The sequence below is a fragment of the Mesorhizobium sp. M8A.F.Ca.ET.161.01.1.1 genome (assembly GCF_004792105.1).
Classification (GTDB): Bacteria; Pseudomonadota; Alphaproteobacteria; order Rhizobiales; family Rhizobiaceae; genus Mesorhizobium.
The window spans coordinates 221784-246570 of record NZ_SRTD01000001.1 but is presented as its reverse complement, the minus strand read 5'-3'; the positions used below and the strand labels follow the sequence as shown (position 1 = coordinate 246570).

Below are 24787 nucleotides of genomic sequence, written 5' to 3'. Positions count from 1 at the left end.
CAAAGGCAGACCTGCATGGCCACGACCACACAATATGATCCGCGACCGAATCTCGATCTGCGCTTGCGCCAGGCCGGCGCGAGCAAAACCGTCTACGCCCTCGTCACCCCCGAGATCGAGGCGGTAAAGGCCGAATTGCTCGGCAACAATACCGGAAATGGCCCTGATCCGGTCCGTGCGGCCTATCTCGATCAGTTTCGCCATGCCTGGACCGGAAAGCAGAACGCGCTGCACAAACGGTTCTTCGACACCTGGCTCGGTTGGGCGAAGCCGATGGCGCCGTTGAACACGGCTGACTTTCCATTCAGCTATCCGACCGCGGGTGCAAGCGAGCCGCTTTTTCACCTGATTGCCGATTACGGCAACCGCGCGCGCCTCGATGGGTTCTCCCCTCGCCTTGCAATCTTTCGTGGCGAGTATGAGGGCTACAGAGCCTATGCTGAAGCTTGCGGCATTCCGGTGACGGAATATGACCGCCACGACTGGCGCGATATGGCCGACACCATCGATCCCCAGCATCTGCTGTGTCTCAGCCAACCCTCGGCCATTGACGGAATGGTATGGCCCGAAGCCAACGCATTTCTTCGCCGGCTCAGCGGGCGCGCGAACCCGGCCCAAGTCGTCTTGGATTTGACCTATGTCGGGGCAACCGCCGAGCCACCGCCGGAAACGATCCTCGCCGACGCCCCTTGCGTGAGTGCCGTGGTGATCAGCCTGTCCAAACCGTTCGGCACCTATTACGACCGCATAGGCGGTGTGTTTTGCCGATCGGAGAATCTCGGCCTGTTCGGCAATCAATGGTTCAAGAACCTGACGTCGCTGCAACTGGGAATCCGGCTGATGGAGCGGTTTGACGTGTTCGCCATGGCGCGCCGCTACGCCGCGGTTCAACATGGCGCTGCGGAACATGCCGGCCAGGCTCTCGGCCTCGCTCTGGTGCCGGCGGACGTCTTCATTCTTGCCCAGGCATCGGCAGGGGCGGACGGGGATTCGGACATGGCCTCCTACCTTACCCGCGCCCCTGGCGCGATCGGTGCTCGGCCCCGCCTGTGTCTCACGCCAGGCATGGCGGAGCGGATCGGCATGGCCCCTCCTGGACCGGTTTCATGAAGCATCTAATCCCGCTGGTCACCCGCGATGACGTCCATGCCCACTGCCTGGCGCACTGGAAAACGGATGCATTCCGATCCTCGCATCTGGAGGGCGGCTACATCCACGACGTCGTCGATCAGTACGCCCGCCTGCCGCGCTTCACCTGCGAGACCACCAACGACCGCCTGGAACGCGCGCACTTCTGCACCTGGTGGGGGCTGACGATGCGCCGGGACGACTATGCCGCTCCGGCCGTCGAGGATCTCTACATTCTGCATGAAATCTGGCACGCCGCGCACATGCCCTTCATACCGGGCATCGGGTTCGAGGCTTTCCACGGCAAGATGGAGCGCAACGAGCTCGAAGCGAGCGTGGCTTCCGAACTGCTGGTCTATTTCAAGATCGATGGACTGAGGGAAAGCGCGTTTCCGCATCCCATTTACGCGGACCGGTTTCTCAATGATCCGGCCATGCGGCTTCTATGGCGCGAGAACGAAGTCGTCGCCACCAACACGCTGCTCGAAGCGCGGCGAAACGTCATGTACTCAAAGCCCGAAGGCGACATGGACCTGAGCGAGCGCTGGATCCGCAAATTCACCATGCAGAACCGGCAATGGTCGATTGTCTGGGCCGACCGCTATCCCGACATCGAGGAACATATGCATCGGTTCCAGCAGATTGCACATGGCGGCGACAGGAAGGGAGCCGCCGACTTCCATATCGACTGGATCGAAGGCGAGGCCGCCAGCGATACCGTGGACCACATTCCTTTCCGCGACCAGGCGCTGCTGTTCGCCACGATCTATTGGGCCAATCGCGCCAAATATGATGCCGCGCTCAACGGTGCCGCGAGCAAGCCAGCGCGGATGACGATCTGAATGCCCGGCCGCGATCCGGTCCAACGGCTGCCAGCGGGTGGCGATTGCCGCCCCAGATGACCGTCACACTCGCATCGCCGAATTCAGTCGATCGATCATGGTCAAGGCATGCTGCTTCTTGTCGAGATTGTAGGTATTGGTCTCCGATATGGCGTCCAGCGCCTCATGCCAGCTGTCCGACAGTGTCTTGGCCCGCGCAAGGTCGCCGGCCAGCGCCGCCTGGCTTGCCGCGTCTGACAGAAGGTCCAGTGCCCGGCGGTTGAAGATGTCGAACTGGATCGCCTGATCTCGGCCCGCGACGGCTTCGGCCAGGCGATAGGCGCCGCCAATATCGCTCTTTCCCTTCGCCACCAGGCCATCGAGCGTCTGTGCGATCTCCAACCCGCCATATTGCGTCAGCAGGATCGCGCTGCGGGCGCTTCCCCCTGCCCGCTCGACCAGCGCGGCTCGCGCGGCCGGATCGTCCGGCGGCGGCGGTTCCGCGGTCTCCAGCACCGCCATCAGTTCGTTGGCGTCGAGCGGCGTCAGCCGCACCACCTGGCAGCGCGAGCGGATCGTCGGCAGCAGACTGCCCGGGGCATGGACGATGAGAATGAACAGGGTTCGTGCCGGTGGTTCCTCGAGATTCTTCAGCAAGGCATTGGCCGCATTGGCATTCATGTCGTCGGCCGGATCGACGATCACCGCCCGGTAGCTGCCGTCGTGCGACGTCAGCGACAGGAAGCGGCTGACCTTGCGGATTTCGTCGACGGTGACGACGGTCTTGAAGCTCTTGGTCTTGTCGTTCAAGGGGCGGGTCAGGTGCAGCACCCCGGGATGCGCCCCGGTGGCGATCTGGCGAAACAGCGGCGAGGCCGGATCGGGAACCGCCAGGTTGCCGGGTGCCTGGTCGAAGGCCGGGTGCTTCAAAAGATGATGGGCAAGGTGGAAGGCAAGCGTCGCCTTGCCGATTCCGACAGGTCCGGCGAAGATCAGCGCATGCGGCAGCTTTCCCGCGCGATAGGCGGCGGCCAGCATGGCGGCGGCCTGCCCGTGCCCGACCAGACGCGGCGTTTCGGAGGGTTCCGGCACACCGTCCAGCGTATCGTGCTGTTCCGGCGCGATGCGTTCGAAGATCATACCGGTGCGACCTGCCTGTTGCGCTCGGGCGCCCTTGCCTCCAGTGCCGCGAACACGGCCGCGGTGACGACGTCCTCCACCGTATCCGGATCGGCGGACGCATCGACGACGATGCAGCGCTCCGGCTCTGCCGCGGCGATCGCTAGGAACGCTTCGCGGCGGGCCTGGTGGATAGCCAGCGTCTCTTTTTCGAAGCGGTCGGCGGCGGCATCGCTGCCGCGCCGCAAGGTCGCGCGCTTCAGACCCTCGGCCGGGTCGATATCGAAGATCAGCGTCATGTCGGGCATCATGCCGTTGATGGCGACCTGTTCCAGCATGGCCATGAACGCCGGATCGATCCCGCCCGTAACGCCCTGATAGACACGCGAGGAATCCAGGAAGCGGTCACAAAGCACGATGGAGCCGCGCTCGACGGCCGGACGGATGACCTGCTCGACATGGTCGGAACGCGCGGCGGCGAAGAGCAGCGCTTCCATCTTCGGCCCGAACGGTTCGGCAGCACCTGAAAGCAGCACATGCCGGACCGCTTCGGCGCCCGGCGAGCCGCCCGGTTCACGCGTGCGCAGGACATCATACTTCTTGGCGCGCATCTTTGTGGCCAGCCGCTCGATCTGTGTCGACTTGCCTGCGCCTTCGCCGCCTTCGAAGGTGATGAAAAATCCGCGCGCCAAACCGAGGGCCTTTGTTCGTGTTCGAGTGGATTGTTGCGCTCTAGATAGTCCGCGTTCGGGAAAACGTCCATGCCGTCGGTGTTATCGAAGCCAGCCGATAGCCAGTTCCTTGACGGCATCGAGCGCGCGTTGCGGCAACGTGCCGACGCCGATCGTTTCGGCGGCGAACAACGGTGTCTCCTGGCTCAGCGTGTCGCCGATCCAGACGCGCAGGGCGCCCACCGGTTGCCCCTCCTCCACCGGAGCGGCGACCGGCCCGGTATAGACGATTCTCGCCGTCAGCTTGTCGCGGTTGGTGATCGGCAGGAAGATGTCGATCGGACCCTTTGCCTTCAGCGTCACACCGGATTTCGCACCGCCAAAGACCTGGGCCTCTCCGACCACCTCGTCCTTGGCGAAAATCTCGGTCTTCTCGAACGAACGAACGCCCCAATCGAGCAGTTTGCGCGCTTCTTCGGCACGCTCCTTGTCATTGGCCAGCCCGCTCATTGCAGCGATCACCCGCTTGCCGTCGTGGCTGACCGAAGCGACGATGCCGAAGCCGGATGTCTCGCTTGCGCCGACAGCCAGGCCGTCGGCGCCGATGTCCATCGCCAGCAGCGGGTTGCGGTTTCTCTGCGAGATCTTGTTCCAGGTGAAATCCTTCAGGCCATAGTAGCGATAGAAATCGGGGTATTCGCGCCGCAGATGGAGCGCGAGCTGCGCCAGTTCGCGCACATTTGTCTGCTGGCCATCGGCCGGCAGGCCGGTCGAATTGACGAAAGTCGAAGTCTTGAGGCCGATCTGGCGCGCGCGTTCGGTCATCTCTCCGGCAAAATTATCCTCCGACCCGGCCATGCCTTCGGCGATGACGATGCAGCCGTCATTCGCGGCCTGCACGGTCACCCCCTGGATCAGGTCCTCGAGCCGGATCGCCGATTTGAGCTTGGCGAACATCGTCGAGGTCCCCGACGGCGCGCCACCTTTGCGCCAGGCGTTCTCGCTGACCACGAACGTATCGTCGAGTTTCAGGCGCCCGGACTTGAGGGCGTTGAAAACCACTTCCATCGTCATCAGCTTGGCCATCGAGGCCGGCGGAATGGGTTTGTCGGCATCTTTCGAAAACAGCACCGTGCCGGTGTCAGCATCGATCATGAAGGCCTGTGCGGCCTTGGTTTCGAAAAGCTGCGCTTGGGCCGGCGAAAGCATAAGCAGCAGGCCAAGGAGAAGAAACCCGGCGAAAGGCTGTAGCAAGCGAAATTGCATGAAAAGCGACCCGTTGGCCGGCCCCTCCGGCGTGCCGAAACTATCGGGCTTTTTCGGCGAGGGATCAACTGCCGGCGGCACGCCGGCTCTGATCAGTCGCGCACGACCAGCGCGTCGGGCGCGCCGTGGGACCATGCCGCCTTCAGCAACTCGTCCAGGTCGCCATGGCCGTCCGGATAGAGGTTGACCGCATACCAGTCATTGCCGTCGAGATCGGAGCGCTGGATTTCTATTCTGCCGAAGGACTTTAGCGCCGAGGCCACACGTTTGGCCTCGGTGGCATCGTCGAACGTGCCGGCGGCGACATAGTCGGAGCTGGACGGCGCCGCTTGGCGATCGGTCTTTTTCCAGGACGGCAGGATGTCGGCGGGCGACATGCCGCTGTCGTCCAGCGCGGCAAAGACATCCGCGCGATGGACGCGTTCATCCGCATAGGACAGCGAGGCCATGGCGAACGGCGATTGCGGCGGCAAGCCGATCTCGGGACGTTCCGGCACGATCGGTCCGAAATCGGGCAGCGCCAGATCGCCGAAGGCCGGCGATTGCGCGGACATCTGCGCCTGGACCGGGGTCGCGGAATCGGTCAGCTGACCTGGAAACGGCACGGCGGCAGCACCCGCCGGAAGGCTCGGCGACGGTCCGTTCATGGCCACCATGACGCCGGTCGGCAAGCCATCCGATGGATCCGGTATGCGGTTGCCGGGATGGTAGGAGGCCATCAGGTACTGGTCGTCATTGCCGTCGAGCGGCGCGCGGCCGACATATTCGACCTTCACCTTCGCGGTGCCGACCTTGTCGTAGTCGAGCATCTGCGCGGCACGCTCCGAGACGTCGATGATGCGGCCCTCATGGTATGGGCCGCGATCATTGACGCGCACGATGACCGAACTGCCGGTTTCGAGGTTGGTGACTCGGGCATAGCTGGGCAGCGGCATCGTCGGATGCGCCGCCGTTAGTTGCGCCGTGTCGTAGACTTCGCCGTTGGCGGTCAGCCGGCCATGGAAGGCGTCGCCATACCACGAAGCCAAGCCGACCTTGGCGTAGCGCTTCTCTTCCTTGGGATAATACCACTTGCCGCGCACCTGATACGGCTTGCCGAGCTGGTCGCGGCCGCCGCCGCGCCGCATGAAGGCAGCGCGCGGACTGGCCTTCACTCCATATTCGGTCTCGGCGAAATATTCCTTGGAGCGGGTCTTCTTGTAGACCATGCCCTTCGGCTCGGGCTGCGACGCGCAAGCGGCAAGCAATGCAGCCGACGCCGCAAGCAACGCAACCGTGGCAACGCGACGAAGACGCGGGTGCGTCACAGCCTGCATTCTTGATTGCCCCCCCTAAAGTCTCGACCAACGACATCGTGTCCGACCATCAGAGAGCCACGCGCTCACTCGACAATGCCAACGACGTCTCGGACCCCGATCCTTTGTGCGCAGGAATTGTTTATCACGGTATTAACCGATTGTGGCCGGAACCGGGCAAGATTGTGACGCTGCTTGTCCTGTCCTGGGGCTTGGAGAAGGGCCGCTTCACGCAAGCCGGTTGACAGGCCTTTGCCGGGCACACTAGAGCAGTGGCCGGCAGTCACCGGAGGGATGGCCGAGCGGTTTAAGGCACCGGTCTTGAAAACCGGCGTGGGCGCAAGTTCACCGTGGGTTCGAATCCCACTCCCTCCGCCAGTCAACCCCTAAAATGCCTTGGAAACCGTGGGGTTGGGCGATTTTCGGTTAGTGACCAACTAACCAATTCACTAACCAGACAGGACAATCGCCAATGCCGTGGGTCCGTGTACCAAATGAGGAAGTGCTCGAAACCAACCCACATCTAAAAGAATTTTTGCCGTTGCTCGATACGCACAATGCCGAGAGCCCAAGAGGTGCGGTAATGGTTGCGTGTTCCTATTTGGACGAGCAACTGCGTGGAATCATCGACGCGTATTTGGTCGAAGATTCCGACAAAGCGGTCTTGCTGGATGGTTTCAACGCCCCGCTCGGGACGTTCTCTGCGCGTATCAAAGCGGCGCATTGCCTTAGTTTGATTTCAGATGTGGAACGGGACGACTTCGACACGTTGCGGAAAATCCGTAACGAATTTGCGCACAGTCATCGTGTCTCGTTCGAGGATCGGCGGGTTGTGGACCTCTGCAACAATCTGCAGCATTCAGCGAAGCCGTATGGCAAAGTCGAGGTGAACAGCTTTGGGCTATTCTCATCCGCTGCGGTCGGCCTTGCATTGGGGCTGATTAATCGCGCTCATTACGCTGCGGTCGAGCGGTTGAAGAAACGAGAATGGCGGCGTTAACCGCTCAAGGCTAGGCGTTACCCTCCGTCACGCTTTCGTTGCCCAACGCATATGGCACCGGCAGATAAGCATTGGCTTCCAACCATTCCCGCACGATCTGGGCGACTAGATCGCCTTTAGGAATTGCCAGTTCAGTTGCGATGGTCGCCAACGCATCGTCTGTGCGCGGCTCAAGATCGATGCCACCAACATTTCGCAGCCTGATTGCGGCTCGCCTAAGCATGATTGCCAAGTCGGCGCGGCTGATATCGCCAATGGCGTCCGATGCGCTCTCTAGCTCTCTTGCGAATGCGAGCCGTGTCATTTCAACGCTCCGTCAAAGGTATTTTTCGCCGTCGCCGCGATGCTCGAAGCAGAACCAGTGTGATTCCTGTTTCAGTTTAGCAAAGCCCCAACCGGCATCTTTTCCGCATCCGGCATGTTCGCAAAAATGATGCTGCACGCCCGGCTGCGTTGAATAACCCGGTCGCGGCAATCCGATTTCGTCGCTGATTTTGCTCAGTGAACAAAATAGGAACAAAAGAGTCAAGCGGGCATCGACCGGCTATTCAGGATGGGTCAATTGGCGAGAGGATTGCAGCGAGCGCTTCGGCGCCGCCGGCGAAGCTATGGCAAAGACCAACGAAGACAACTTCCGGATCGAGGTTTGGGACCGCGACGAAAAGTCTCTCGTGGAAACCATCTGCCGAACACCGGATTCATTCGTTAGCCAAGCGTGGCAGTCGGCTATTCGTCGCCGTCCCAGGCATGCTGCTTATTCACCGCAACGGCCGGCACGCGATGGAAAAGATCATCACGCCTCGCGAGCCAACGATCCCACCGCAAACGATCGTGGACGGCAGCGTCCATGCCGGCCTCGACGTTTCGCTTGGCGACTTGCGCGATTGGCACCGCCTGCCAGCAAGGTGCAAAACTGCTCGCATCACGCGGACGTGAAGCCCGCCGCGCTGATCAAAAGATACGGAAAGGATGCCTTGTTTGGGTGCGCTTTTCTGCACCAGTTGCGACCGTGGCGGGCCAGTGCGGCTGGAAATTCACAAGCTGCCTAGGGGCTGATCAGCCATGGCGGTGCCGAAATACTATTCTAACTGCGCTCAGCAGGCTTGACATCCAGCTCAGAATAAATCCGCTCTTTTAACGCAATCTGCGCGTTGACAACCCCGTCAAACGCCTCAACCCATGACTTAATTTGTCCAGGTTCATGCAAACTGTTCGTGGTTGTCACAAACTTGTTGAGCGCATCTTGATAGCCTTCGGCTGCAGGTTGAATCTCGGCACCGAATACGCTGATAAGCGATTGTGTGTTGACTGCTTGGAGACCCGATGCATCGGAAATAGCGACCTTCACATCATCAAGCGGCTGGCTGACGTTAATCCTAGAAACCACCTTGGTGCCGAGAGATATGAACGTGTCCGCATCTTTCGAGAAGTCTTTCAATTGCTCCAGCCGCATCTGGCGATCTTGAGCGGGCTTCATACTGGATACCGCCACAAAATAGCTGACTGGCCAACTGACCACGCCGGCGGCAAGCGCACCGACAATTGCGCTTGTGGCGTTATGACCGAGAATCTCAGATATCCTAGCCATTATGGCTTTGACGCGCCTTTCGCAGTAGGTTCAAGGCCGGCTCTGTCCTTTGCCGCATGCGCCGCCTTGCAAAGCTCATACGTAGTCTGAATGTCAATGCTTTTCAAGATCATTTTGGTTGCCATACTCACATGCGGAACGCAAGGATCATCTGGTGATAAACTGTTAACTATTTGTATACTCTTCAACTCATTGTGAATGTTAACTTGCCCACCATTGACATCAGCGGTTAATAGACACGCCAGCACCGCCGCTATAACTAGCGGAGTGAGAGCAGAACTAATAAACCTAGTAAATCCTTCAGAGTGAATATCTGATTCTTGGCTACAAGTGAATTCAATAGGAACCGATGAGACTAGCGATGCGAGCGTGTCGCCCATTTTTTCACGATTTTGCATCGCAGCACAGGCCGATGCAGACAATTTTGATATTATTCCAATGAGCGCCGAGTCAGCATCTAGAAAATCATCTTGCTTATTGTATATAGTTGCTACTGTCCTATCGCCATACTTGTAGCTTCCGTTTGTTATGGCAAACACTTCAATGAAACGTGATCTTTCTACCAATGAAAACGCATGCTGATGCCGTAATGACGTGGACAGAGGCGCAGATATCTTGCCTTCATCGATATTGGCTATCCAGTTTATCGTCCTGGAAGGAATCGGATGCTCGCCGTACTTGAAAAATTCTGGAACAACGTCGTCAGAAACAAACTTCCCTAGGTATACCCTGCGACTAGTTAGCGATGATGGGACAATTATGTAGTCGCCTTGTTTTGCTTCTTGATAAAAATTTATTATTGCGGACAGCAACCTCATGCGTGGTGATGTTTTGCGGGCGCGCAAGAAGGGTTTAAGATCTGTGACTGCTTTGACCGCTGTATTCCCCGCATCAGCGATCATTTCCTTCGTCTTCTCAGATGCCAGCATCCTTGCAAGGAGATCGGCATTTGGAGTTAAACGACCCTCAGGCAATATCAGCGAAGGCAAGTCCAAGAATGCTGTTTTTCCTCTAATGAAGTGGTTGAGGAATTTGTAGTCGCTGCCCGGGAATAGGCGCCAAACCCGAGTGCTAAGCGGGATAGATACGGACCTCAGATCAATTTGCAACTTAAAGCGCCTCCGCGTTTGGTTTCTGCGGTGACTGACCAACAACCGAGTTGGCTCACCATTTCGCCCGACCCGAGCGAACGATTTTTCAGGTCTTCGGGGGTCCGCAACGTCCTTTGAGGACGGCGATTTCGGTTTCGTGGTCCCCGCCAGACATTGACGAAACAGGCACGCCGATTAGGAACACGCCGAGGGCGTCTCCTGTTGCGGCCTTGTTTTGTTGGTTTGTTAGAAGTGCCAACCGTTCCTTATCTGCCTGTGTGCAAGGACCGGCATTCGGTACGCCCGCAATCTTGTCCGGCGGCGTGGCACAGCCTGTAATGCAAACGAACGCGGCGATAGTCAAACCAAATCGCTTCATGATTCCCCCAAACCCTTAACCCACAGCCAACTTTGCTCATTGCGATGAAGATCGCAATCCATCCAACAACGGATTCGACAGTAAAGTGCAAAGGGAGCATCATGGCGTTCGGCTTGGGGGATGCCTACGTGAATTACCGTATGTACTTCGTCGCAATGGTTGCGGCTGTAATTTCCGGCTGTGCCGCTGACTATTTGAACAACTACGACACGGTGACGCTTGCGTCCGGCAATGCGAACAACACGAACTCACTTCTGTCCAGCGGTACAAATCGCCGTCTGCTGCCGGAGGCGGCTATTCCGGCAATTGCCGACTAACAACAGCGTGACTGCGGACGGCTCACATTGCGGTAAGCGGTCCGCCGAAAGCCGTCCAGGGGGTGCGATGTGATCGGCATCGACAGATCGCGTTATGACAATCGTTCTGACGAGTGGCGGCGGCGTTCTGGCCGAAAACGATCACGCGCCAGACGATGGGCAAGCGTGCCGCTTCGTCTAGTTCTTGTGAGCGTAGCCGCGGCTTCTGCCCTTGTGACACAATTCGTCATGAGCAACGGCGGATCGTTGCCGAAAATCAATCTGCAGAACATCATCAAGCCGAAGGAGGTTGCACTTGTCGGTGTCGCCTCCGTCATCGACGGCGACACCATCGAAGTCCACGGCCAACGCGTCCGTTTCAATGGGATCGACGCGCCGGAGGCCAAGCAGTACTGCGATGACGCGAAGGGCTTAGAGTATCCCTGTGGCCGACGATCCGCCGATGCCTTGGACGCCTTTCTTGCCGCTTCTAAGCCGGTCAAATGTGCATTCGTCACATGGGACCGCTACGGGCGCTTTGTTGGCGACTGCATGCGAGCTGACGGTACCAGCGTGGCTCCATGGATGGTCGAGCACGGGCAGGCACTCGACTGGCCGAAATACAGCAACGGGGCATATGCCACGCAACAGGCGAAGGCCGAAGCGTCGAAAGTCGGTTTGTGGGCAGGGTCTTTCCAGGCGCCATGGGATTGGCGAGCAGGGCACAGCAGCGATGCGGCACCCACGCCAGCGCCTCTTTCTGCGGTCGGCAACGGCAACTCTGGCTGCACCATTAAAGGCAATATCTCAGCGGACGGTGAGCGCATTTATCATCTGCCCGGGCAGAAATTTTATAGCGTCACCGTGATTAACCAAGCCAAAGGCGAAAGGTGGTTCTGCTCGGAAGCGGAAGCCATGGCGGCCGGCTGGCGGCTGTCAAAACGGTAGGAGGGAATCATTCGTGACTGATAATGCATCTGGTTTCAGAAAACTGTTTGAATTTTCGGTTTCCAACTTTGCCGCCCTTTCAGCCACCGCCTTCTTTTTGATGGTTATTAGCGCTGCGGTTCTGACATCGGGCTATCTATCGGTATTCGATTCTAATTTGATTTGGCTAGTCGAATACACGGACCTTATCAAATTTGGACTTGTTACAATAGTTTTCCTTGCCGGGTTTCTTTACATTGGAAATACGATACTTACGGCGGTTTTATCTTTCTTCGACGACGCGCAAACCAAAAGATTCCGCATGACCGCCGCCGCGCTAGTTATCGCGTCAATTGTTATTATATTTTCCGGAGTTATATACCTCGATCAGCTTGACGGAAAAGATCGCTTAGCCGAACGCATCGCCACCCTGATAGTCGTGATCGGTTTCATTTTCTTAGTTTCTCGTCTCCATTTTGTTAATAAGTACGGACTCGCAACCGTTAACATCCACAGAACACTTGCTGACTTAACCGTTTTCGTCGGTTTTCTTCACTTTGTCGGACTCATGTATGGAAATCATATCAGAAACGCTCCGCAGCTATCCGAAGACATTTACCTGGACGATAGAATTTTATACGGCGCTCGCGTCGTGCTTGTCACAGGAAGATTTGCGGTTCTCCTTGGTAGCGACAACACGGTGATAACGGTTCCCTCTGATCGAGTTCGCGAAATCCTGAAGAAATGGAAGCCTTAGCCTGCGTAGATGCGCGGATAGCAAATCCCATTCACAAAGCAGGCGGCATTCACCCCTGGGACTATCCCAGTCGCAAACTGCCAGTGCTCCAGGCACCGGTGATCGTTGTATTCATTGGGAGTTCGCTCGCTGTATGCTGAGCCAGCGTCAGTTCGGGTATTCGCTGCTTAGTCGCGCCGAGTGAGCTGCCGGCGCGTCAAAACTTCCGCCTTCAGACCGCCCATCGAAGTTGGACCCTGCTGTTCCGTAGCGGACAACCCTTCCGCCGCTGGCATTGAATTCCAATCGCTTTTCACCGCGACCAACCTTTCCGACCAACCGATCAATGAAGTTGCACAAGCATCATCGTGTCTTCGCCGTGCAATTCCGCGAGGGTCCGCCCGGCAATCCGTGGCTTGTAGAATTGTTGACCGCAGGCTGCGCCGTCCGGTTCGAGACGATCCGGAATGCGCAAAAGAGACGCCTTCCAATGCTCATCGAATTCGTCGCGGTCCATGCCGAAAAGCATCGCCGTCGAATGGCGGAATTGGCGGATCGTCAAATGCGGGAATTTGCAACGGTAATGCGAAATGATCGCAAACACGTCCTTGTCGCAAAGCTCCAACGTGCCTCGAACATCATCATAGTGGGAGAGCTCGCTGTAGCTGCCGTGAAAACCAACCTTTCCCGCAACGGGCGCAGTCATACTTGGCCAGCGCTTATAGATCGCTTTGATCCGTCCGGCTTCCAATTCCACAATGTCATCCATCGGCACAACATGCACTGCGATAGTGTTTGGGTACGCCTTCGTTCCGATGTTCATCGTGTTCTCTATTCCTTGCCTTCGATGCTGTTGCGGCTGATATCGCCGGGGCCGTCAAAGTCGATGGACGGGCTCGCGCTGGAGTCATCGACATCGAAAACAATCGCGAGCCTTCCACCCTTGAACATTATCCTGTCAGAGTGATTGCGCTGGTCGGGCGATTTCAGGTTGCGAATGTTGACGATTGCTCCGTCTAGCGTTTCGGCTTCAAGCTTCGCGTTGTTGAAATATACAATGTTCATCGTCGTGTTTCCTGTGTGGGATAAATTGGATGCCGGGTAATGTTGTAATTTCTATTCGTCGCCCATCGCGCGATATCGGAAGTGCGAATGACCAACAATTTGTCGATCGTGGTTGGGATCGGGAATGAATTCCACGACTGCATGTAATGAAGCCTGTGCACGTCCCATTCGAAGATCGATGCGGCAAACGTTTCGTCTACGAGTTCGCACGATGGTATCGCGACCGTCTCTTGTTGCGTTCTCATCAAGTTTCTATCATTCGCCTGTAAACTTCGGCTGCGTCTTCATCGACAAGAATTGTCGTCCGTTGCGGCTCGCTGCGACTATCGCCCTTGTGAATGGCGTCTAGTTGCCTTGCCTTCTCGACCGATGTCATGAGTTGACGCAATTCGCTCGAATTGATCTCGCCTTCTGCATATGCCTGAACTGGATCGCCGTTCGGAATTTCGGCGGGTATTCCACCAGTCGGAACGAGCAATTTCACCAACAGCGAAAGTAGCTGCGTATCGCCAGCTAGCGCGGCAGTAATGGCCGTCGTGATGATAGCGTCGCCATGCTTGGTCAGATGTTCCAAAGCGCGGCGACGATGCGAGATCGCGCCGGGCGCACGTCCACCGAGCTTATTGCCGGGCAAAAAACGGCCTGTCTTTTTGTCTTTGCCGTCCATCATGGTCCCGTTTCTTAATCGGTATTTGGCGGATCAAATCCACTGAACGGCTGCACGGCCATTCAGCCAAGCCGCAAGGTCTGCTGTCCGGGTGAACGTGCTGTTGCCGTTTCCGTGTCGTCGCGGTGACGGACGCGGCAGTCCGTATTTTGCGCGCCATTGCGATAGGACCGCACGCGATTGACCGCCGAGCGCTTCGCCTACCGTCTGATTGTCAATCTCTGCCACGGCGGGCAAATAGACCGTGGCCGGCAATTGCGGGCCGGGATTGATCACGCTGTAAGCTCCGTCCAGAGCTTACTTGCGTCCTGCCCAGACACTTCCGCCGCGATGGTGACAATGCCGGCCAGCGCCTTGGCTTCGTTGCGGAGCGTTTCCTGTTCGCCGTCCAGTTTGGCTATAACGGCCTTGCCTTCGGCAAACGCGGCATCTTCGTTGATAGCGCCCGGCAGCGGATTTTCGAGCGTGCTTGGCGTGGCATGATTGGCGCGAAGTCCGATCAGTTCGACCGCAGCATTTACACGGTGCCGTTCCCGTACCGACGCGGCCGTCCGCCCATCCAAGCCGAGCCGATCCAGATCACCGTGCCTGAGCAGAGTGCTGGATTGAGCGTAGGACAGATTGGATACAGCAGCGGCTTTGTCTGCCGGTGCTAAAGAGCGAAGATGCTGGCGAAATTCGGCTTCATACGGGGGATCGGTCAAAGCAGCCGGCGCGGTGAAATTTGCGTTCCGCTTGTTCCAATCGCGTTGCGCGTCCGTTTGGTCACGGTGCAAAATTCGCATGCGACTAAACAAAGAGTCCACGGCTTCTTTGTTTTCGGGCTTCTGGTGTTCTTCAGTGAACTTGGCGGTGTTCTTGTCCACAACCGCCTGCAAATGATCTCCGATTTCGGCAAGCCTATTTTCATACTTGCCGCCCAATGGGATAAACGCGCGATTGGCTGTCGTCGCTAAGAGTGTCCCACGCGACGGGAACGAAGTCTTATTTATCTTCATGTCTATATCTCCAAATAACCATATCTGCATTGTGTGCTGGATATATTATCCGGCGTCAACATCATATTTACATGGATCATCAGATTTTATTCACGGCAACGTCATTCGACGACGATTACGTGGTCGATCATCGCAATTTATACTTTGATAATTATAGCGGCGTTCACCGCAAGCGGCCATCGCAAAAGGCGAAAAGGCTAGTCAAGTGGTTAGCACCAAAAAGTATTCATCCCGAACAATAGGAATTTCAAAGCACTAGAGGCGAAGCACGGCGGAGGACATTTCCGCCATATACGAACATCACAATGTTCGCTTGCAAATCGCGCCAGCCGCCTTCAATTTTAATCGCAATAATAATTTTGGCGGGGAGACTCACATGAAAAGCAAGGTAGCAATTGCGTCACTGATATTCGGCATCTTTGTGTCGATGGCCACGGCAGATGAAATGAAAATCGATGGAACAAGCAAAGAGACGTTTACCCTCACGGCAAAGGCCATGGTTGAAAGCCTCAAACCGGACGAGAAAGAGACTTTTCAAAAGGGCCTTTTGAACCTGATTATAACTCGTTACCCACCGGCGCAGGGCTTGGAAGGGTTTCCGCTTCTGGCTTTGATGCCAGAAGCAATGGAGGTGGCTCACACAACGATGAACGGCGTGACTAAAGACGAGATTTTGGAGCGAGGCCGCGAACTGGCGAAGAAGACAGCGGCAGTTGCTAAGCCGGACTATGCCGCCATTCGTTCATGCCTACAGCGGAATGTCATCGTATCGAACGCGAGGATCGAAAAGACCGACTTTGGCCGCAACATCATGTTGGACGTAACCAACAACTTGCCGTGGTCGATCTCATTCGTTCACGTTGGCTACAAGGTGACGACGCCGGGTCGAAGCGTTCCGTGGTCCGATGAGAATTTCGGGATGGATGTGAACGGTGGCATTGAACCGGGCGAAACGCGATCCATCGCGACCAGCGCATTCGGACTTCCAGAGATCGCAAAGCAATTGCAAACCGAAGCGCAGATTCTCGACGTAGCCGATGCCGAAAAGCGGCATCTGGTTGGCGAGGTCAAATTTATAGGCCACCCCGAGCAATTGACGCCGAACGGCTGTAAATAGCTGTCATCGCTGTCACCGGCAGCGATGACTTTACTGGTGACAGAAAACCCGTCGATTTGATGGGTTGTCATCGCTGTCACCAGTGTCACCACTGGAAATGCTTAAGAGTGGTGGAGTCATGTAGATACCCCCTATATGGCAAACGGGGTAATATAGGGAAGTCACCGGTTCAAAGCAGTGACAGCGGTGACAAACCCGTCCCAACAGCAAATTGCCGGCAATTAGCACTATCCTCGCACATATTGCCAAGAGCGTTGCTCGCCGTTGCGGACCTGTTTTCGGACATATCCAGCCCGCTTCAAACAAGAGGCAATGCGCTTGTTCACGGTCGAGTTGTGCTGTTCAAAACGAATACCAAGGATGATGCAGATTTGACCAAAGGTTGTCGGAAGCCCGTTCAACGCCTCAACAACTGATGCTACGCGGTCGTCCCACGGATCGATTTCGCGGCGTTCCTCTTGCTCGATCTCGGCTAGTTGCGCTTCGCTGGCGTCGAGCCACCAGCGTTCGCCGCTGCGGTAGCGCGTGAGCGCTTCGGCCCAAAACTGGTCGCGGTCCCGCTTGATCGCAGCAACGTCGATTGCTCCGCATGCAAGCGGCCAAAAACGACGGTTGCCGGTCTGGTCTTTGAGGTAGTTTTCGTCGTTGGTCGTGGCAACGAACACGCATTGGCGTGGGTGATCCTCCGCTGTGCGCTCATAGGGTGCGCGATAGGTGTCCGTTGATCGACCCATGAATTTCTTGATCGTCTCAACGTCGGATCGTTTGAGCGCCGACAATTCGGAAACTTCAATGATCCACTTTCCCGCAAGCTGGATTGCGGCGTCTTTGGTGTGCAAGTCGGGCAATTCGTCGGTGAACCATTGCGGGCCGGCAAGCATGGCGATTGCAGATGATTTGCCGGCCCCCTGCCGGCCTTCGAGGATCACAACGTTGTCCATCTTGCATCCGGGCTGCATGATGCGAGCGACCGCGCCGACCATGAACTTGGTCATGATGATGCCGGCATAGCCGGTGTCAGACGTTCCGAAATATCGCGATGCGAGTAGCGGCAGGCGTGGCGTGCCGTCCCATAGCAGCGTGTCGAGATAGTCGCGGACTTGGTGGCGCTTGTGTCTGTTCGCGATGACCGCAACGGCGTCGTGAACGGTATCCTTGCCCGGCTTTACGAAAAGCGCCTGGACGGAAAGCTGACAGTGGATGGTATCCAGTTCGGTCCACTGCCGGGGAAAGCTTCCATGCTTGTCCCATGGCAGTGGATGCGTTGCCAACACCGTTTGTGTGAATTCGTCAAAGGCGACCGGTAAGTTGCCATGCAATACCTTGACGGTTTCCATAAGCGTGTTTTTTCCGCTGTCGCCGGAAGCTGTCGAAATGATCTCCACATATCCGTCAAGCTGTTGCGGCGGCTGGTGAGGTCGTGCGGACTGTTGCTGCAGCGTTTCGGATGCTCCAACCGGCAACTGGTAAGTCTGGCCGCCGAATAGCGTCGTCGGGTCCGGCTGCGGGGGTCGCCCATAGGCTTCGCGGTGGAGTCGTCGCCAACCCAGTTGCGTTCCGGCGTCAAGGGATCGCCAGAGCTTTTCGTTGTCGGCTTTGTTGTCCTTCGGCCACTGCGCACACCAGCTATCCCAGACCATTCGAACAAGGTCGTCGTGAACAAGGCCTGTGGCGGCCTGCCGGAATGCCGCGCTGATATTGCGCCAATCGTCGTATTGCTCGGGATTGTCGATGCTGGACAGCGCTGCGATGGCATCAGCAATTGATGGCGCGCAGTCGGTGCCGAATGGCTTTCGATCAGCATTGCCGAGCGCCCTAGAGCCTGCCAACAGCCATTCCGGCGCCATCGCAAGCGGTGCCGCAATATCTAGGCCATAGTCAACGATGTAGCCGCCGTCGCCGCGCCGGTCTAATGCCTCGCCAAGTTCGCCCGCGTCTGTCGGCAACCCCTGCCCGGCTGGACCGCGATAGATGTAGTGGTAGCCGCCCGAACGGGTTTGCTGCCAAGCGGTTGTCGGCAAGTGCCGCCCCAAAATGGCAAGCGTATGCAGGCCGTCCCGCCCGTTCTTCCGGTCAACGTCCAGGGCGATGATGCCGCCCGATGCCGCACCGGTCGCAATGCCGATCAGCGCGTCGGGAAACGCCGTCCAAAGACGTGCTATTGCGGTTTCGTCGCGTGTTGCCAGCCAAACGCCGCCTTGTCCTTTTGGCGGTGTCGGTATGCCGAGAACAGCCGCAATGCTTTCGTTGGCGAACGGTAGTTTGTTGTTTGTGAGAGGAAAGACTGTGTACCCATGCCGAGCAAGATCAACGGCGCGGTTGCCCCGCGCGTTGCGTGATGATATATCGTTCATGTAACTTCACTTTCCGTAATCGAAATGACTGGTTAGGCCCGGTACGGCTCGCAACGCCTTGCCGGGCCTATTTTTCCAGCTCGGCGGAGCGATGCTCTTTCGAACTCGTTTCAAATAAGCCGTTAAAAATGCAGCGTATTCAGCAGCGGTGACGGCTGCAAAAAATTCGGTCTAACCGCTTTTGCAAACCTATCAGGCTGCTTTCTGGTGCTGCCGGGTGATGTAAGCTTGTACATCGCTGCGCAAGTAGCCGACTTTGCGGATCGAAACGTGCAGTTTGCGGGGAAACGTCGGATCGGTCTTTTCAAGCCGCTGCCGTGTTGTGTCGCTGATATTGAGCAAGGCGCAAAGCTGGTCGCGCGTGAGAAGCACGTCATTCATGAGAAGGCTTTCATAATCTGGATTGGGTTTGGCCGGCGTCTCTCACGCCGCTGGGGCTGTTCCTGCCCGGTTCACCGCGTCTCGCTCGCGGCACGGCACCATCCAGCGCCCTAGCGCCGCCGATCATCCAATCAGGCGGCAAACCGCCCAAATCAGGCGGTAACCGCAAGATACACATAACTAAGGGCGGCTAGTCAACAAAAACGGCCCGGTTTTCCGGGCCGTTTGTAATAGTTATCCACAACAGGTCCGTCAGTCTCTTTTATGAGGCGGCAACAAATCGGGATGATTTTTGCGAACGTGCTTTATTAGGTCTTCATAATCCTGCTGAAACTGTTCTAGGACCATTAGCCTTGTGCGTTCAGCCATCAATTCGCGAGCGTCGCCCGGTTCAATAAATCTGCGCATGTCACCACTTTTGTGTGCGTGGTCGATGGTGCTTCTCAATACGCGAGCGCAACCGATTGAACACGTCTTTTGCGCGATGCCCTTCGCACCAAATTCCTCCCTGCAAACACAGCAGTAATTTTTGGTCATGAGATTTGCCCCTTTTCACGCAATTAATCGTTGCCATTCTTGCTTGTAGTTGTCGTTCGAAATCAAAAGATAATCGGCCCATTGCTGCATGAGTTGTTTGCGGCGATCAAAGGCATCGCCACGCCGGTATGCGGCCACAACTTTATCCCGTTGAGTATGAGCAAGTGCCATTTCGGCTATTGTATCGGGATGCAACGTCGTTTCGCTGCACCAGTCGCGAAATGCTGACCGAAAGCCATGGACGGTCAATCCGTCTCTCATGCCGCGCAGCATTTCCAACATGGCCATATTGGACAGCGGCTGATTACGCTTCGCGCCCGGAAAGACATACGGATTGCCGGCAAAGCGGTGCAGACCTCTCAACAGCGTGATTGCGGCGCTCGATAAAGGAACGCGGTGTTCAACGCCCGCTTTCATTCTTTCCGCTGGAATGGTCCAGACTGTCGCGTCCAAATCGAATTCATCCCATGTGGCGTTCAACGTCTCTGATGTGCGGGTTGCGCAAAAGATCGTCAGCATGAGCGCTTTTGCCGAGTAGTCGGTTTTCGTCTGTAGTTCCTGCACAAAGGCCGGTACGTCTGCAAAAGCCATTGCTGCGAAATTGCCCTTGAACTTTTTGCCCTTCTTGCCGAGCCAATGTTGCAGGCCGTCTTCCCATTTCGCCGGGTTATGGTGATCCTTCCACAACGCTTTGATTTCAGGATTGGCGCTGCCGAGTGCCTTGGACTTCGCGGCAGCAATAATCGTTTCGATGCGCATCCGGACGCGCGACGCAGTTTCCGGCACGGCATCCCACAACGGCAATCGCTTGTCGCGCCGAAGGTGCGGTTGCTGCAAAACCGACAACACGTCGTCAACGCTAATTTCGTGCGGTAGTGAACGCCCGATCTTCGGAAACACGTAAGTCTCCAAGGTGTTCGTCCATTGCGTGGCGTGCTTTTCGTTTCGCCAGTTGGCCTTATGCGTTGCGATGTAATCGCGCGCGACAGTTTCGAACGTATCGCCCGCCATGCTTTTCGAACGGTTCGCGGATGCCTCGCGCATTGCAAGCGGGTCGATCCCGGCCTTGATCTTGTCCCGATATTCGAGCGCGATCATTTCCAGTTCTTTCAGCTTGCGTTCGCTAATCGGGTCCGCATGCGGTTCCAGCGTCATCACGCGTCGCCTGCTGTCGATGGTGTAACGGATGGCCCAAGATGCCTTGCCGTTCTTAGCCAGCACGAAGCACAAGCCGTTGCCGTGCGACCATAGATTGGGTTGGTTGGCCTTAACGCGATTGCGGAGTTCGCGGTTTAGAGTGTCGATTTTCGTTGCCATTTGCGGAGCGGTCCTTGGGTTAGTTGGCCATTGCCGTGCTAACCATTAGGAGCCGTCCGACAGATCAGTTGAATAGCTACGATTAAGCAAAATCTAGCGATATCAACATGTTGGCTACTAGTGACTAATCACGACTAAGCCAACTTATGGTCACTCCCTCCGCCAGAACGACGGCAATATACGCCTGTGACCCCTGCCCGGAAAATCGCTTTCGACCACGTGACGTGGGGGAGCAAAATGCCCGAAATAACGTGGGACGCCGCCGCAAGATGGGCGATTGAAGTAAGAAAGCCCCAAAGCGGCCCGACTAACTGGAACGTTGTAGCAGGTTGGCGCGTTGTCGCGCATGCTCAAAGATATCGCCTTCGCCGCGCTTCTCATACAGGTCGCTGCCGTCTCGGCATTGACCACCCAAACGCTGCTTTTTTCATCAGCGTCTACGCAGGCATCGAACGTTCCGCTCAATGAACCTGTCGCCAGCGCGAAAGACTGCGCGGAGGCCACCCGGCCGGATTTTCCTGCTCACTGCGTAGAGCGCGTCCAGGTCCGAAAGCTCATCGCCATGACGGCGGCTCAATAGGGCTAGATGCAGAAGCCGCCAGCCGGTCGCGGTACCAATTTATTCGGTGTGGCCGCGGACAAGCTGGCGCTCGTCGCCGCGCAGGCATAGCGATAGGATTTACCAGGGGACGGTGCGTCCGAGATAGTCGACATAATGCAATCCCTGGCTTCCCTTCTTGGCAAGCAGGACGTCGACAAGGCTCGGCACGCTTTCCTCGATGCTCAGCTTTCCATCCGGCCCTCCCAGCTCCGTACGGACCCAGCCGGGCGCCATCAGCACCATGGCACGCGATGTCGCGGCATGGCGGGCGGCGAAGCTTTGCATGAACATGTTCAGCGCCGCCTTGCTGCCCCGGTAGACCTCACGTTGACCTGTCTCGTTGTTGGAGATGCTCCCCTGCCCGGACGACATCACGCCGATCAGGCCGGTAGCCGGAACAAATGGCGCCAGGCTCTCGAGAACACGCATCGGGCTGAGTGCATTTGTGACCATCACGCGCACGAACTCGTCGGTCGTCACATCGGCGATCGTCTCAGCCGGGTTGTTGCTCACGCCGGCATTGACGAACACTATGTCCAGCACCCTGCCCGACAGCCGGTCGCGCAAGGCCGCGACCTGATCGGGCTCGCAGATGTCGACTGTCGATTTCGAGCCGGCCTTCGAACTCGTCCGCGAGGTCGTGCAGCTTGGTCCGGCCGCCTTCCCGGACCGTGCCGATGACGTTCCAGCCTTTCCCGAGGAACTCGGCCGCCATTGCATGGCCGAGGCCGCGCGACGCGCCGATGATGAGGACTGTACCTGACGGGGTGTTCAAAACGCTTGCGGGCATTGGGCGATCTCTTTCGTTGGTTGGGTGACCGCAGATATGGGCAAGCGGAAGCCATGCGCCAGACGCGCCAGGTTCAAACTATGGTTGCATCCGACGCTATGTCTGGCAAAACAGCTGCGATAAGGCTGTGCCATGGACAGTGTGGACTTGAACCTTCTCGTAGCGCTCGACGTCTTGCTGGCCGAAGGCAGCGTGACGGGGGCGGCCCGCCGGCTCGGCTTGAGCACCTCGGCGATGAGCCGGACGCTTGCACGACTTCGCGCTGCCACCGGCGACCCGCTGCTCGTAAGAGCCGGACGCGAGCTTGTACCCACGCCGCACGCCATCGAATTGCGCGATCGCGTCCATGAGCTTACCCGGGATGTAAGATCGGTTCTGCGGCCGCAAAACATGCGCGTGGACCTGGCCGGGCTCGAATTGACGTTCACCATTCGCGCCAGCGAAGCGTTTCTGGAATTCCTTGCCGGCCCGGTCGTGATTGCGGTCACCGGTGCGGCGCCTCGTGTCCGCCTGCGCTTCGCGCCCAAGCCCGACAAGGACGCGCGCCCGCTTCGGGAAGGCCTCATCGATCTGGAGATCGGTTTGCTTGGAACGTCCGCGCCTGAAATACGCACCCAGTTCCTGTTCCACGACAAATATGTCGGCGTGGCCCGGGCCGGACGTCCGCTTCTGACGGGCGCCGGCGTTACGCCCGAACGCTATGCCGCCTGCAGGCATGTCGTGGCGTCACGGGAAGGCAATGTCGCCGAGCCGATCGATGGCGCCTTGCAGAAGCTTGGTCTTGGACGCGCTGTGGTGGTTGTCGTGCCCGGCTACCCCGATGCAATGCGGATTGTGCGCCAATCGGATCTGGTCGCAACCGTGCCGGGCTCGTGTTTCGGCAGCGCCAGTGCAGGCGACCACGCCATCACGGCAGGTCTCGAGAGTTTCGAGCTCCCGCTTCCCATTCCTCAGTTCAAGATATCGGCGATGTGGCATCCTCGCATGGACGCCGACCCGGCCCATCGTTGGCTGCGCGATACCGTGATGTCGGCCTGCCGGGCGGCATATGCGCGGCGATGAAGGCGTCACCCAACGACGGCAAGCCCACGCCATGCCAAGCGGCGACCTGCTCAGTCCGACTGCTGCGCGCGCTCCGCGATGGCAAATGCCTGCAGGTTCCTGGCCTTGCCGATGTCCTGATCCGCGTTTGCGATGATCGAGAAGAAGGCTGCTCTGGCAATATCCTTCTTCGAGGCCTTGGGGTGAGCTTTCCGGGCGGCTTTGACAAGCTGCTTGGGAGACATGTCGGGCGTGACGATCCTCATGAGGGTGTCGCCGATCGCACTCATTTCACTTGCGTCCATCATGGGCGTCCCTGTGCTGACCGTAATGCCATGATAGCAAGGACAACTCGCGACCGACGATATGGTTCTGGAAATGAAAAACCCCGCCGGCAGGGACCGGAGGGGTTAGTCCTGGGAGGACGCGCGTTGCGCTGCGTTCGACAAGCGCGCGCCGACCAGGTAGCGCCAGCTTGCGACACGGATGTGACACCCGGCGAGCGCGTTTGTCACATGACAAGCGAGGAACGATGCAAGCGGTCGGCATCAAGCCTTTGGAAAGGAGAAATGTGGTTCTGTTCGGGAGCTGAAGCGCCGGGTGCGCTGACCAAAGGCAAGGCGATAGCGGTCGAATGGATATCTTTGGCATCAAGGGGCTGTTGATCTCCGCGCTGATCTTCATTCCGTTCGAGCATCTGTTTGCCGAGCGACCGCAGAAGATCCTGCGCAAGGGCCTGGGTGTCGACCTGATCTACGTGCTGTTCAACGGCCTCGTGGTAAAGGCAGTAATAATCCTGATCGCGGCCAACGCACTCGAAGCCGCTGCAATGCTGGTCCCGCGATCGGCAACGCACGCGGTCGGCGGCCAGCCTATATGGCTGCAGGTCGCCGAAATCATCCTGATTACCGACATAGGCGTCTATTGGGCACACCGTGCGTTTCACGAAATCCCCGCGCTGTGGAAATTCCATGCGGTCCATCACGGCATTGAGGAACTGGATTGGCTCGGCGCATTCCACTCTCATCCCGTCGACGCCATAGTCACGAAGGCAATTTCGCTGACGCCGATCTTTTTTCTCGGATTCTCCGAAGCCTCGATCGCTGTCTTTTCCGTCATCTACTTCTGGCACACGCTGCTTGTTCATTCGAACTTGCGGATTCCGTTCGGCCCCTTGAGGTGGCTCATCGCCAGCCCGCAGTTCCATCGCTGGCACCACGCCAACCAGCGCGAAGCCTACGACAAGAACTTCGCCGGACAGTTGCCCTTCCTCGACGTGGTGTTCGGCACGTACAATGCGACTGGCGACAAAGCGCCTGAGAAATATGGCGTCGATGATCCAGTCCCCTCCAGCTACTTCGGACAGATCGGCTATCCGCTGCGGCGCCGCAGGACACGATCGAGTAGGGCAGTGCCGGACGGCGAAGCCCTCCACGAAAATCAGCCGGCGCGAAACAACCAGGATCGGGCGACAAGAGGTGCGGTCAATATCGGCCGTTAGGCAATGCAATCTCCTGTCGTGTCGCCTGATGGCAGCAGAGTTTGCCTTGCGGGTTGGTCTCGGCGGGTGCCGGCAATAAACATAAGCGCTGCGCATTTGCC

The 24787-nt window shown here is 57.7% G+C and carries 30 protein-coding genes and 1 tRNA gene; 13 read left to right on the top strand and 18 right to left on the bottom strand.

The window, feature by feature from the left end; all coding sequences use genetic code 11:
* Nucleotides 1-63 precede the first annotated feature (63 nt).
* Nucleotides 64-1110, top strand: a complete 1047-nt coding sequence (locus tag EN804_RS01275) for an aminotransferase class I/II-fold pyridoxal phosphate-dependent enzyme (protein ID WP_189524424.1) — start codon at nt 64-66, stop codon at nt 1108-1110.
* Nucleotides 1107-1970 carry a hypothetical protein gene (locus EN804_RS01270; RefSeq protein WP_135918529.1) on the top strand — a complete coding sequence of 288 codons (864 nt, stop codon included), beginning with the start codon at nt 1107-1109 and terminating at the stop codon, nt 1968-1970. Before EN804_RS01275 ends, EN804_RS01270 begins: the two co-directional genes overlap by 4 nt.
* 63 nt (nt 1971-2033) lie before the next feature.
* Here EN804_RS01270 and EN804_RS01265 read toward each other — a convergent pair whose 3' ends face one another.
* The 4 genes from EN804_RS01265 to EN804_RS01250 all read right to left on the bottom strand — a co-directional run bounded on the left by EN804_RS01265 (nt 2034) and on the right by EN804_RS01250 (nt 6321).
* Nucleotides 2034-3089, bottom strand: coding sequence for a DNA polymerase III subunit delta' (locus tag EN804_RS01265; RefSeq protein ID WP_135918528.1), 1056 nt, complete (start codon nt 3087-3089; stop codon nt 2034-2036).
* A complete protein-coding gene (gene tmk / locus EN804_RS01260; RefSeq protein WP_127872398.1) occupies nt 3086-3760 on the bottom strand; it encodes a dTMP kinase in 675 nt (224 codons plus the stop codon). Before tmk ends, EN804_RS01265 begins: the two co-directional genes overlap by 4 nt.
* Before the next feature lie 81 nt (nt 3761-3841).
* Complete coding sequence (locus tag EN804_RS01255; RefSeq protein ID WP_135918527.1) at nt 3842-5005, bottom strand: D-alanyl-D-alanine carboxypeptidase family protein; 1164 nt, start codon at nt 5003-5005, stop codon at nt 3842-3844.
* 92 nt (nt 5006-5097) lie between these two features.
* Nucleotides 5098-6321 (bottom strand): septal ring lytic transglycosylase RlpA family protein, encoded by a 1224-nt coding sequence (locus tag EN804_RS01250; protein WP_135918526.1) that lies wholly within the window; start codon nt 6319-6321, stop codon nt 5098-5100.
* Here EN804_RS01250 and EN804_RS37045 point away from each other — a divergent pair.
* The 3 genes from EN804_RS37045 to EN804_RS01240 all read left to right on the top strand — a co-directional run bounded on the left by EN804_RS37045 (nt 6252) and on the right by EN804_RS01240 (nt 7300).
* Nucleotides 6252-6545, top strand: a complete 294-nt coding sequence (locus tag EN804_RS37045) for a hypothetical protein (RefSeq protein WP_189524447.1) — start codon at nt 6252-6254, stop codon at nt 6543-6545. The two genes, EN804_RS01250 and EN804_RS37045, sit on opposite strands and share 70 nt — an antisense overlap.
* Before the next feature lie 43 nt (nt 6546-6588).
* Nucleotides 6589-6678: transfer RNA gene (locus tag EN804_RS01245), tRNA-Ser, on the top strand.
* A 94-nt stretch (nt 6679-6772) separates the two neighbouring features.
* Entirely contained in the window at nt 6773-7300 is a 528-nt protein-coding gene (locus tag EN804_RS01240; RefSeq protein WP_135918525.1) for a transcriptional regulator, read from the top strand.
* 10 nt (nt 7301-7310) lie between these two features.
* Here EN804_RS01240 and EN804_RS01235 read toward each other — a convergent pair whose 3' ends face one another.
* The 4 genes from EN804_RS01235 to EN804_RS01215 form a co-directional block, all read right to left on the bottom strand.
* Nucleotides 7311-7604, bottom strand: coding sequence for a hypothetical protein (locus EN804_RS01235; RefSeq protein WP_135918524.1), 294 nt, complete (start codon nt 7602-7604; stop codon nt 7311-7313).
* A gap of 12 nt (nt 7605-7616) precedes the next feature.
* On the bottom strand, nt 7617-7829 hold the full coding sequence (locus tag EN804_RS01230; RefSeq protein ID WP_135918523.1) for a hypothetical protein: 213 nt from the start codon (nt 7827-7829) through the stop codon (nt 7617-7619).
* A gap of 555 nt (nt 7830-8384) precedes the next feature.
* Complete coding sequence (locus EN804_RS01220) at nt 8385-8888, bottom strand: hypothetical protein (RefSeq protein WP_135918522.1); 504 nt, start codon at nt 8886-8888, stop codon at nt 8385-8387.
* Complete coding sequence (locus EN804_RS01215) at nt 8888-9883, bottom strand: hypothetical protein (protein ID WP_135918521.1); 996 nt, start codon at nt 9881-9883, stop codon at nt 8888-8890. The genes EN804_RS01220 and EN804_RS01215 overlap by 1 nt, the downstream gene beginning before the upstream one ends.
* Before the next feature lie 519 nt (nt 9884-10402).
* Between EN804_RS01215 and EN804_RS01210 the strand changes: the two genes are divergently transcribed.
* The 3 genes from EN804_RS01210 (at nt 10403) to EN804_RS01200 (ending at nt 12338) form a co-directional block, all read left to right on the top strand.
* Nucleotides 10403-10675 (top strand): hypothetical protein, encoded by a 273-nt coding sequence (locus EN804_RS01210; RefSeq protein ID WP_145972883.1) that lies wholly within the window; start codon nt 10403-10405, stop codon nt 10673-10675.
* Nucleotides 10676-10744: 69 nt separating this feature from the next.
* Nucleotides 10745-11602, top strand: a complete 858-nt coding sequence (locus tag EN804_RS01205) for a thermonuclease family protein (protein WP_246693338.1) — start codon at nt 10745-10747, stop codon at nt 11600-11602.
* 13 nt (nt 11603-11615) lie between these two features.
* A complete protein-coding gene (locus EN804_RS01200; RefSeq protein ID WP_135918519.1) occupies nt 11616-12338 on the top strand; it encodes a hypothetical protein in 723 nt (240 codons plus the stop codon).
* Nucleotides 12339-12660: 322 nt separating this feature from the next.
* On the opposite strand, the gene EN804_RS01195 is transcribed toward EN804_RS01200, so the two are convergent.
* The 4 genes from EN804_RS01195 to EN804_RS01175 form a co-directional block, all read right to left on the bottom strand.
* Nucleotides 12661-13140, bottom strand: coding sequence for a hypothetical protein (locus EN804_RS01195; RefSeq protein WP_135918518.1), 480 nt, complete (start codon nt 13138-13140; stop codon nt 12661-12663).
* Between the two features lie 8 nt (nt 13141-13148).
* A complete protein-coding gene (locus EN804_RS01190) occupies nt 13149-13382 on the bottom strand; it encodes a hypothetical protein (protein WP_135918517.1) in 234 nt (77 codons plus the stop codon).
* Between the two features lie 244 nt (nt 13383-13626).
* Entirely contained in the window at nt 13627-14052 is a 426-nt protein-coding gene (locus tag EN804_RS01185; protein ID WP_135918516.1) for a hypothetical protein, read from the bottom strand.
* A gap of 269 nt (nt 14053-14321) precedes the next feature.
* Nucleotides 14322-15047: a hypothetical protein gene (locus EN804_RS01175; protein WP_135918514.1), complete on the bottom strand. Its 726-nt coding sequence runs from the start codon at nt 15045-15047 to the stop codon at nt 14322-14324.
* A gap of 376 nt (nt 15048-15423) precedes the next feature.
* On the opposite strand from EN804_RS01175, the gene EN804_RS01170 reads away from it, so the two are divergent.
* Nucleotides 15424-16164: a hypothetical protein gene (locus EN804_RS01170; protein ID WP_135918513.1), complete on the top strand. Its 741-nt coding sequence runs from the start codon at nt 15424-15426 to the stop codon at nt 16162-16164.
* 227 nt (nt 16165-16391) lie between these two features.
* Here the strand turns inward: EN804_RS01170 and EN804_RS01165 are convergent, their stop codons facing one another.
* From EN804_RS01165 to EN804_RS01150, 4 genes are all read right to left on the bottom strand, one after another.
* Nucleotides 16392-18518, bottom strand: coding sequence for a VapE domain-containing protein (locus EN804_RS01165; RefSeq protein ID WP_135918512.1), 2127 nt, complete (start codon nt 18516-18518; stop codon nt 16392-16394).
* Nucleotides 18519-18710: 192 nt separating this feature from the next.
* Nucleotides 18711-18899, bottom strand: a complete 189-nt coding sequence (locus tag EN804_RS01160) for an AlpA family phage regulatory protein (protein WP_135918511.1) — start codon at nt 18897-18899, stop codon at nt 18711-18713.
* Between the two features lie 252 nt (nt 18900-19151).
* Complete coding sequence (locus EN804_RS01155; RefSeq protein WP_135918510.1) at nt 19152-19436, bottom strand: hypothetical protein; 285 nt, start codon at nt 19434-19436, stop codon at nt 19152-19154.
* A 15-nt stretch (nt 19437-19451) separates the two neighbouring features.
* Entirely contained in the window at nt 19452-20753 is a 1302-nt protein-coding gene (locus tag EN804_RS01150) for a site-specific integrase (protein ID WP_135918509.1), read from the bottom strand.
* Between the two features lie 346 nt (nt 20754-21099).
* Here EN804_RS01150 and EN804_RS01145 point away from each other — a divergent pair, with 346 nt between their 5' ends.
* Nucleotides 21100-21333, top strand: a complete 234-nt coding sequence (locus EN804_RS01145; protein ID WP_135918759.1) for a hypothetical protein — start codon at nt 21100-21102, stop codon at nt 21331-21333.
* A 99-nt stretch (nt 21334-21432) separates the two neighbouring features.
* Here EN804_RS01145 and EN804_RS01140 read toward each other — a convergent pair whose 3' ends face one another.
* On the bottom strand, nt 21433-21921 hold the full coding sequence (locus EN804_RS01140; protein WP_246693337.1) for an SDR family NAD(P)-dependent oxidoreductase: 489 nt from the start codon (nt 21919-21921) through the stop codon (nt 21433-21435).
* A 25-nt stretch (nt 21922-21946) separates the two neighbouring features.
* Here EN804_RS01140 and EN804_RS37855 point away from each other — a divergent pair, with 25 nt between their 5' ends.
* Both EN804_RS37855 and EN804_RS01135 read left to right on the top strand, forming a co-directional pair.
* The gene (locus EN804_RS37855; RefSeq protein WP_246693336.1) at nt 21947-22117 is read left to right on the top strand and encodes a hypothetical protein; all 171 of its coding nucleotides are present in this window, start codon (nt 21947-21949) and stop codon (nt 22115-22117) included.
* Nucleotides 22118-22276: 159 nt separating this feature from the next.
* Nucleotides 22277-23206 (top strand): LysR family transcriptional regulator, encoded by a 930-nt coding sequence (locus EN804_RS01135; protein WP_135918508.1) that lies wholly within the window; start codon nt 22277-22279, stop codon nt 23204-23206.
* Between the two features lie 50 nt (nt 23207-23256).
* Here EN804_RS01135 and EN804_RS01130 read toward each other — a convergent pair whose 3' ends face one another.
* A complete protein-coding gene (locus tag EN804_RS01130) occupies nt 23257-23490 on the bottom strand; it encodes a hypothetical protein (RefSeq protein WP_135918507.1) in 234 nt (77 codons plus the stop codon).
* Nucleotides 23491-23819: 329 nt separating this feature from the next.
* Here EN804_RS01130 and EN804_RS01125 point away from each other — a divergent pair, with 329 nt between their 5' ends.
* On the top strand, nt 23820-24686 hold the full coding sequence (locus EN804_RS01125; protein WP_135918506.1) for a sterol desaturase family protein: 867 nt from the start codon (nt 23820-23822) through the stop codon (nt 24684-24686).
* Nucleotides 24687-24787: the final 101 nt, after the last annotated feature.

Coding starts and splice junctions, on each gene's coding strand:
- EN804_RS01255 (WP_135918527.1), bottom strand. CDS start 5,005: ATGCAATTTCGCTTGCTACAGCCTTTCGCCGGGTTTCTTCTCCTTGGC.
- EN804_RS01240 (WP_135918525.1), top strand. CDS start 6,773: ATGCCGTGGGTCCGTGTACCAAATGAGGAAGTGCTCGAAACCAACCCA.
- EN804_RS01125 (WP_135918506.1), top strand. CDS start 23,820: ATGGATATCTTTGGCATCAAGGGGCTGTTGATCTCCGCGCTGATCTTC.
- EN804_RS01210 (WP_145972883.1), top strand. CDS start 10,403: ATGAAGATCGCAATCCATCCAACAACGGATTCGACAGTAAAGTGCAAA.
- EN804_RS01170 (WP_135918513.1), top strand. CDS start 15,424: ATGAAAAGCAAGGTAGCAATTGCGTCACTGATATTCGGCATCTTTGTG.
- EN804_RS37855 (WP_246693336.1), top strand. CDS start 21,947: ATGTCGACTGTCGATTTCGAGCCGGCCTTCGAACTCGTCCGCGAGGTC.
- EN804_RS01265 (WP_135918528.1), bottom strand. CDS start 3,089: ATGATCTTCGAACGCATCGCGCCGGAACAGCACGATACGCTGGACGGT.
- EN804_RS01270 (WP_135918529.1), top strand. CDS start 1,107: ATGAAGCATCTAATCCCGCTGGTCACCCGCGATGACGTCCATGCCCAC.
- EN804_RS01160 (WP_135918511.1), bottom strand. CDS start 18,899: ATGAATGACGTGCTTCTCACGCGCGACCAGCTTTGCGCCTTGCTCAAT.
- EN804_RS01190 (WP_135918517.1), bottom strand. CDS start 13,382: ATGAACATTGTATATTTCAACAACGCGAAGCTTGAAGCCGAAACGCTA.
- EN804_RS01195 (WP_135918518.1), bottom strand. CDS start 13,140: ATGAACATCGGAACGAAGGCGTACCCAAACACTATCGCAGTGCATGTT.
- EN804_RS01145 (WP_135918759.1), top strand. CDS start 21,100: ATGCTCAAAGATATCGCCTTCGCCGCGCTTCTCATACAGGTCGCTGCC.
- EN804_RS01150 (WP_135918509.1), bottom strand. CDS start 20,753: ATGGCAACGAAAATCGACACTCTAAACCGCGAACTCCGCAATCGCGTT.
- EN804_RS01220 (WP_135918522.1), bottom strand. CDS start 8,888: ATGGCTAGGATATCTGAGATTCTCGGTCATAACGCCACAAGCGCAATT.
- EN804_RS01130 (WP_135918507.1), bottom strand. CDS start 23,490: ATGGACGCAAGTGAAATGAGTGCGATCGGCGACACCCTCATGAGGATC.
- EN804_RS01155 (WP_135918510.1), bottom strand. CDS start 19,436: ATGACCAAAAATTACTGCTGTGTTTGCAGGGAGGAATTTGGTGCGAAG.
- EN804_RS37045 (WP_189524447.1), top strand. CDS start 6,252: ATGCAGCCGACGCCGCAAGCAACGCAACCGTGGCAACGCGACGAAGAC.
- EN804_RS01135 (WP_135918508.1), top strand. CDS start 22,277: ATGGACAGTGTGGACTTGAACCTTCTCGTAGCGCTCGACGTCTTGCTG.
- EN804_RS01250 (WP_135918526.1), bottom strand. CDS start 6,321: ATGCAGGCTGTGACGCACCCGCGTCTTCGTCGCGTTGCCACGGTTGCG.
- EN804_RS01165 (WP_135918512.1), bottom strand. CDS start 18,518: ATGAACGATATATCATCACGCAACGCGCGGGGCAACCGCGCCGTTGAT.
- EN804_RS01175 (WP_135918514.1), bottom strand. CDS start 15,047: ATGAAGATAAATAAGACTTCGTTCCCGTCGCGTGGGACACTCTTAGCG.
- EN804_RS01185 (WP_135918516.1), bottom strand. CDS start 14,052: ATGATGGACGGCAAAGACAAAAAGACAGGCCGTTTTTTGCCCGGCAAT.
- EN804_RS01235 (WP_135918524.1), bottom strand. CDS start 7,604: ATGACACGGCTCGCATTCGCAAGAGAGCTAGAGAGCGCATCGGACGCC.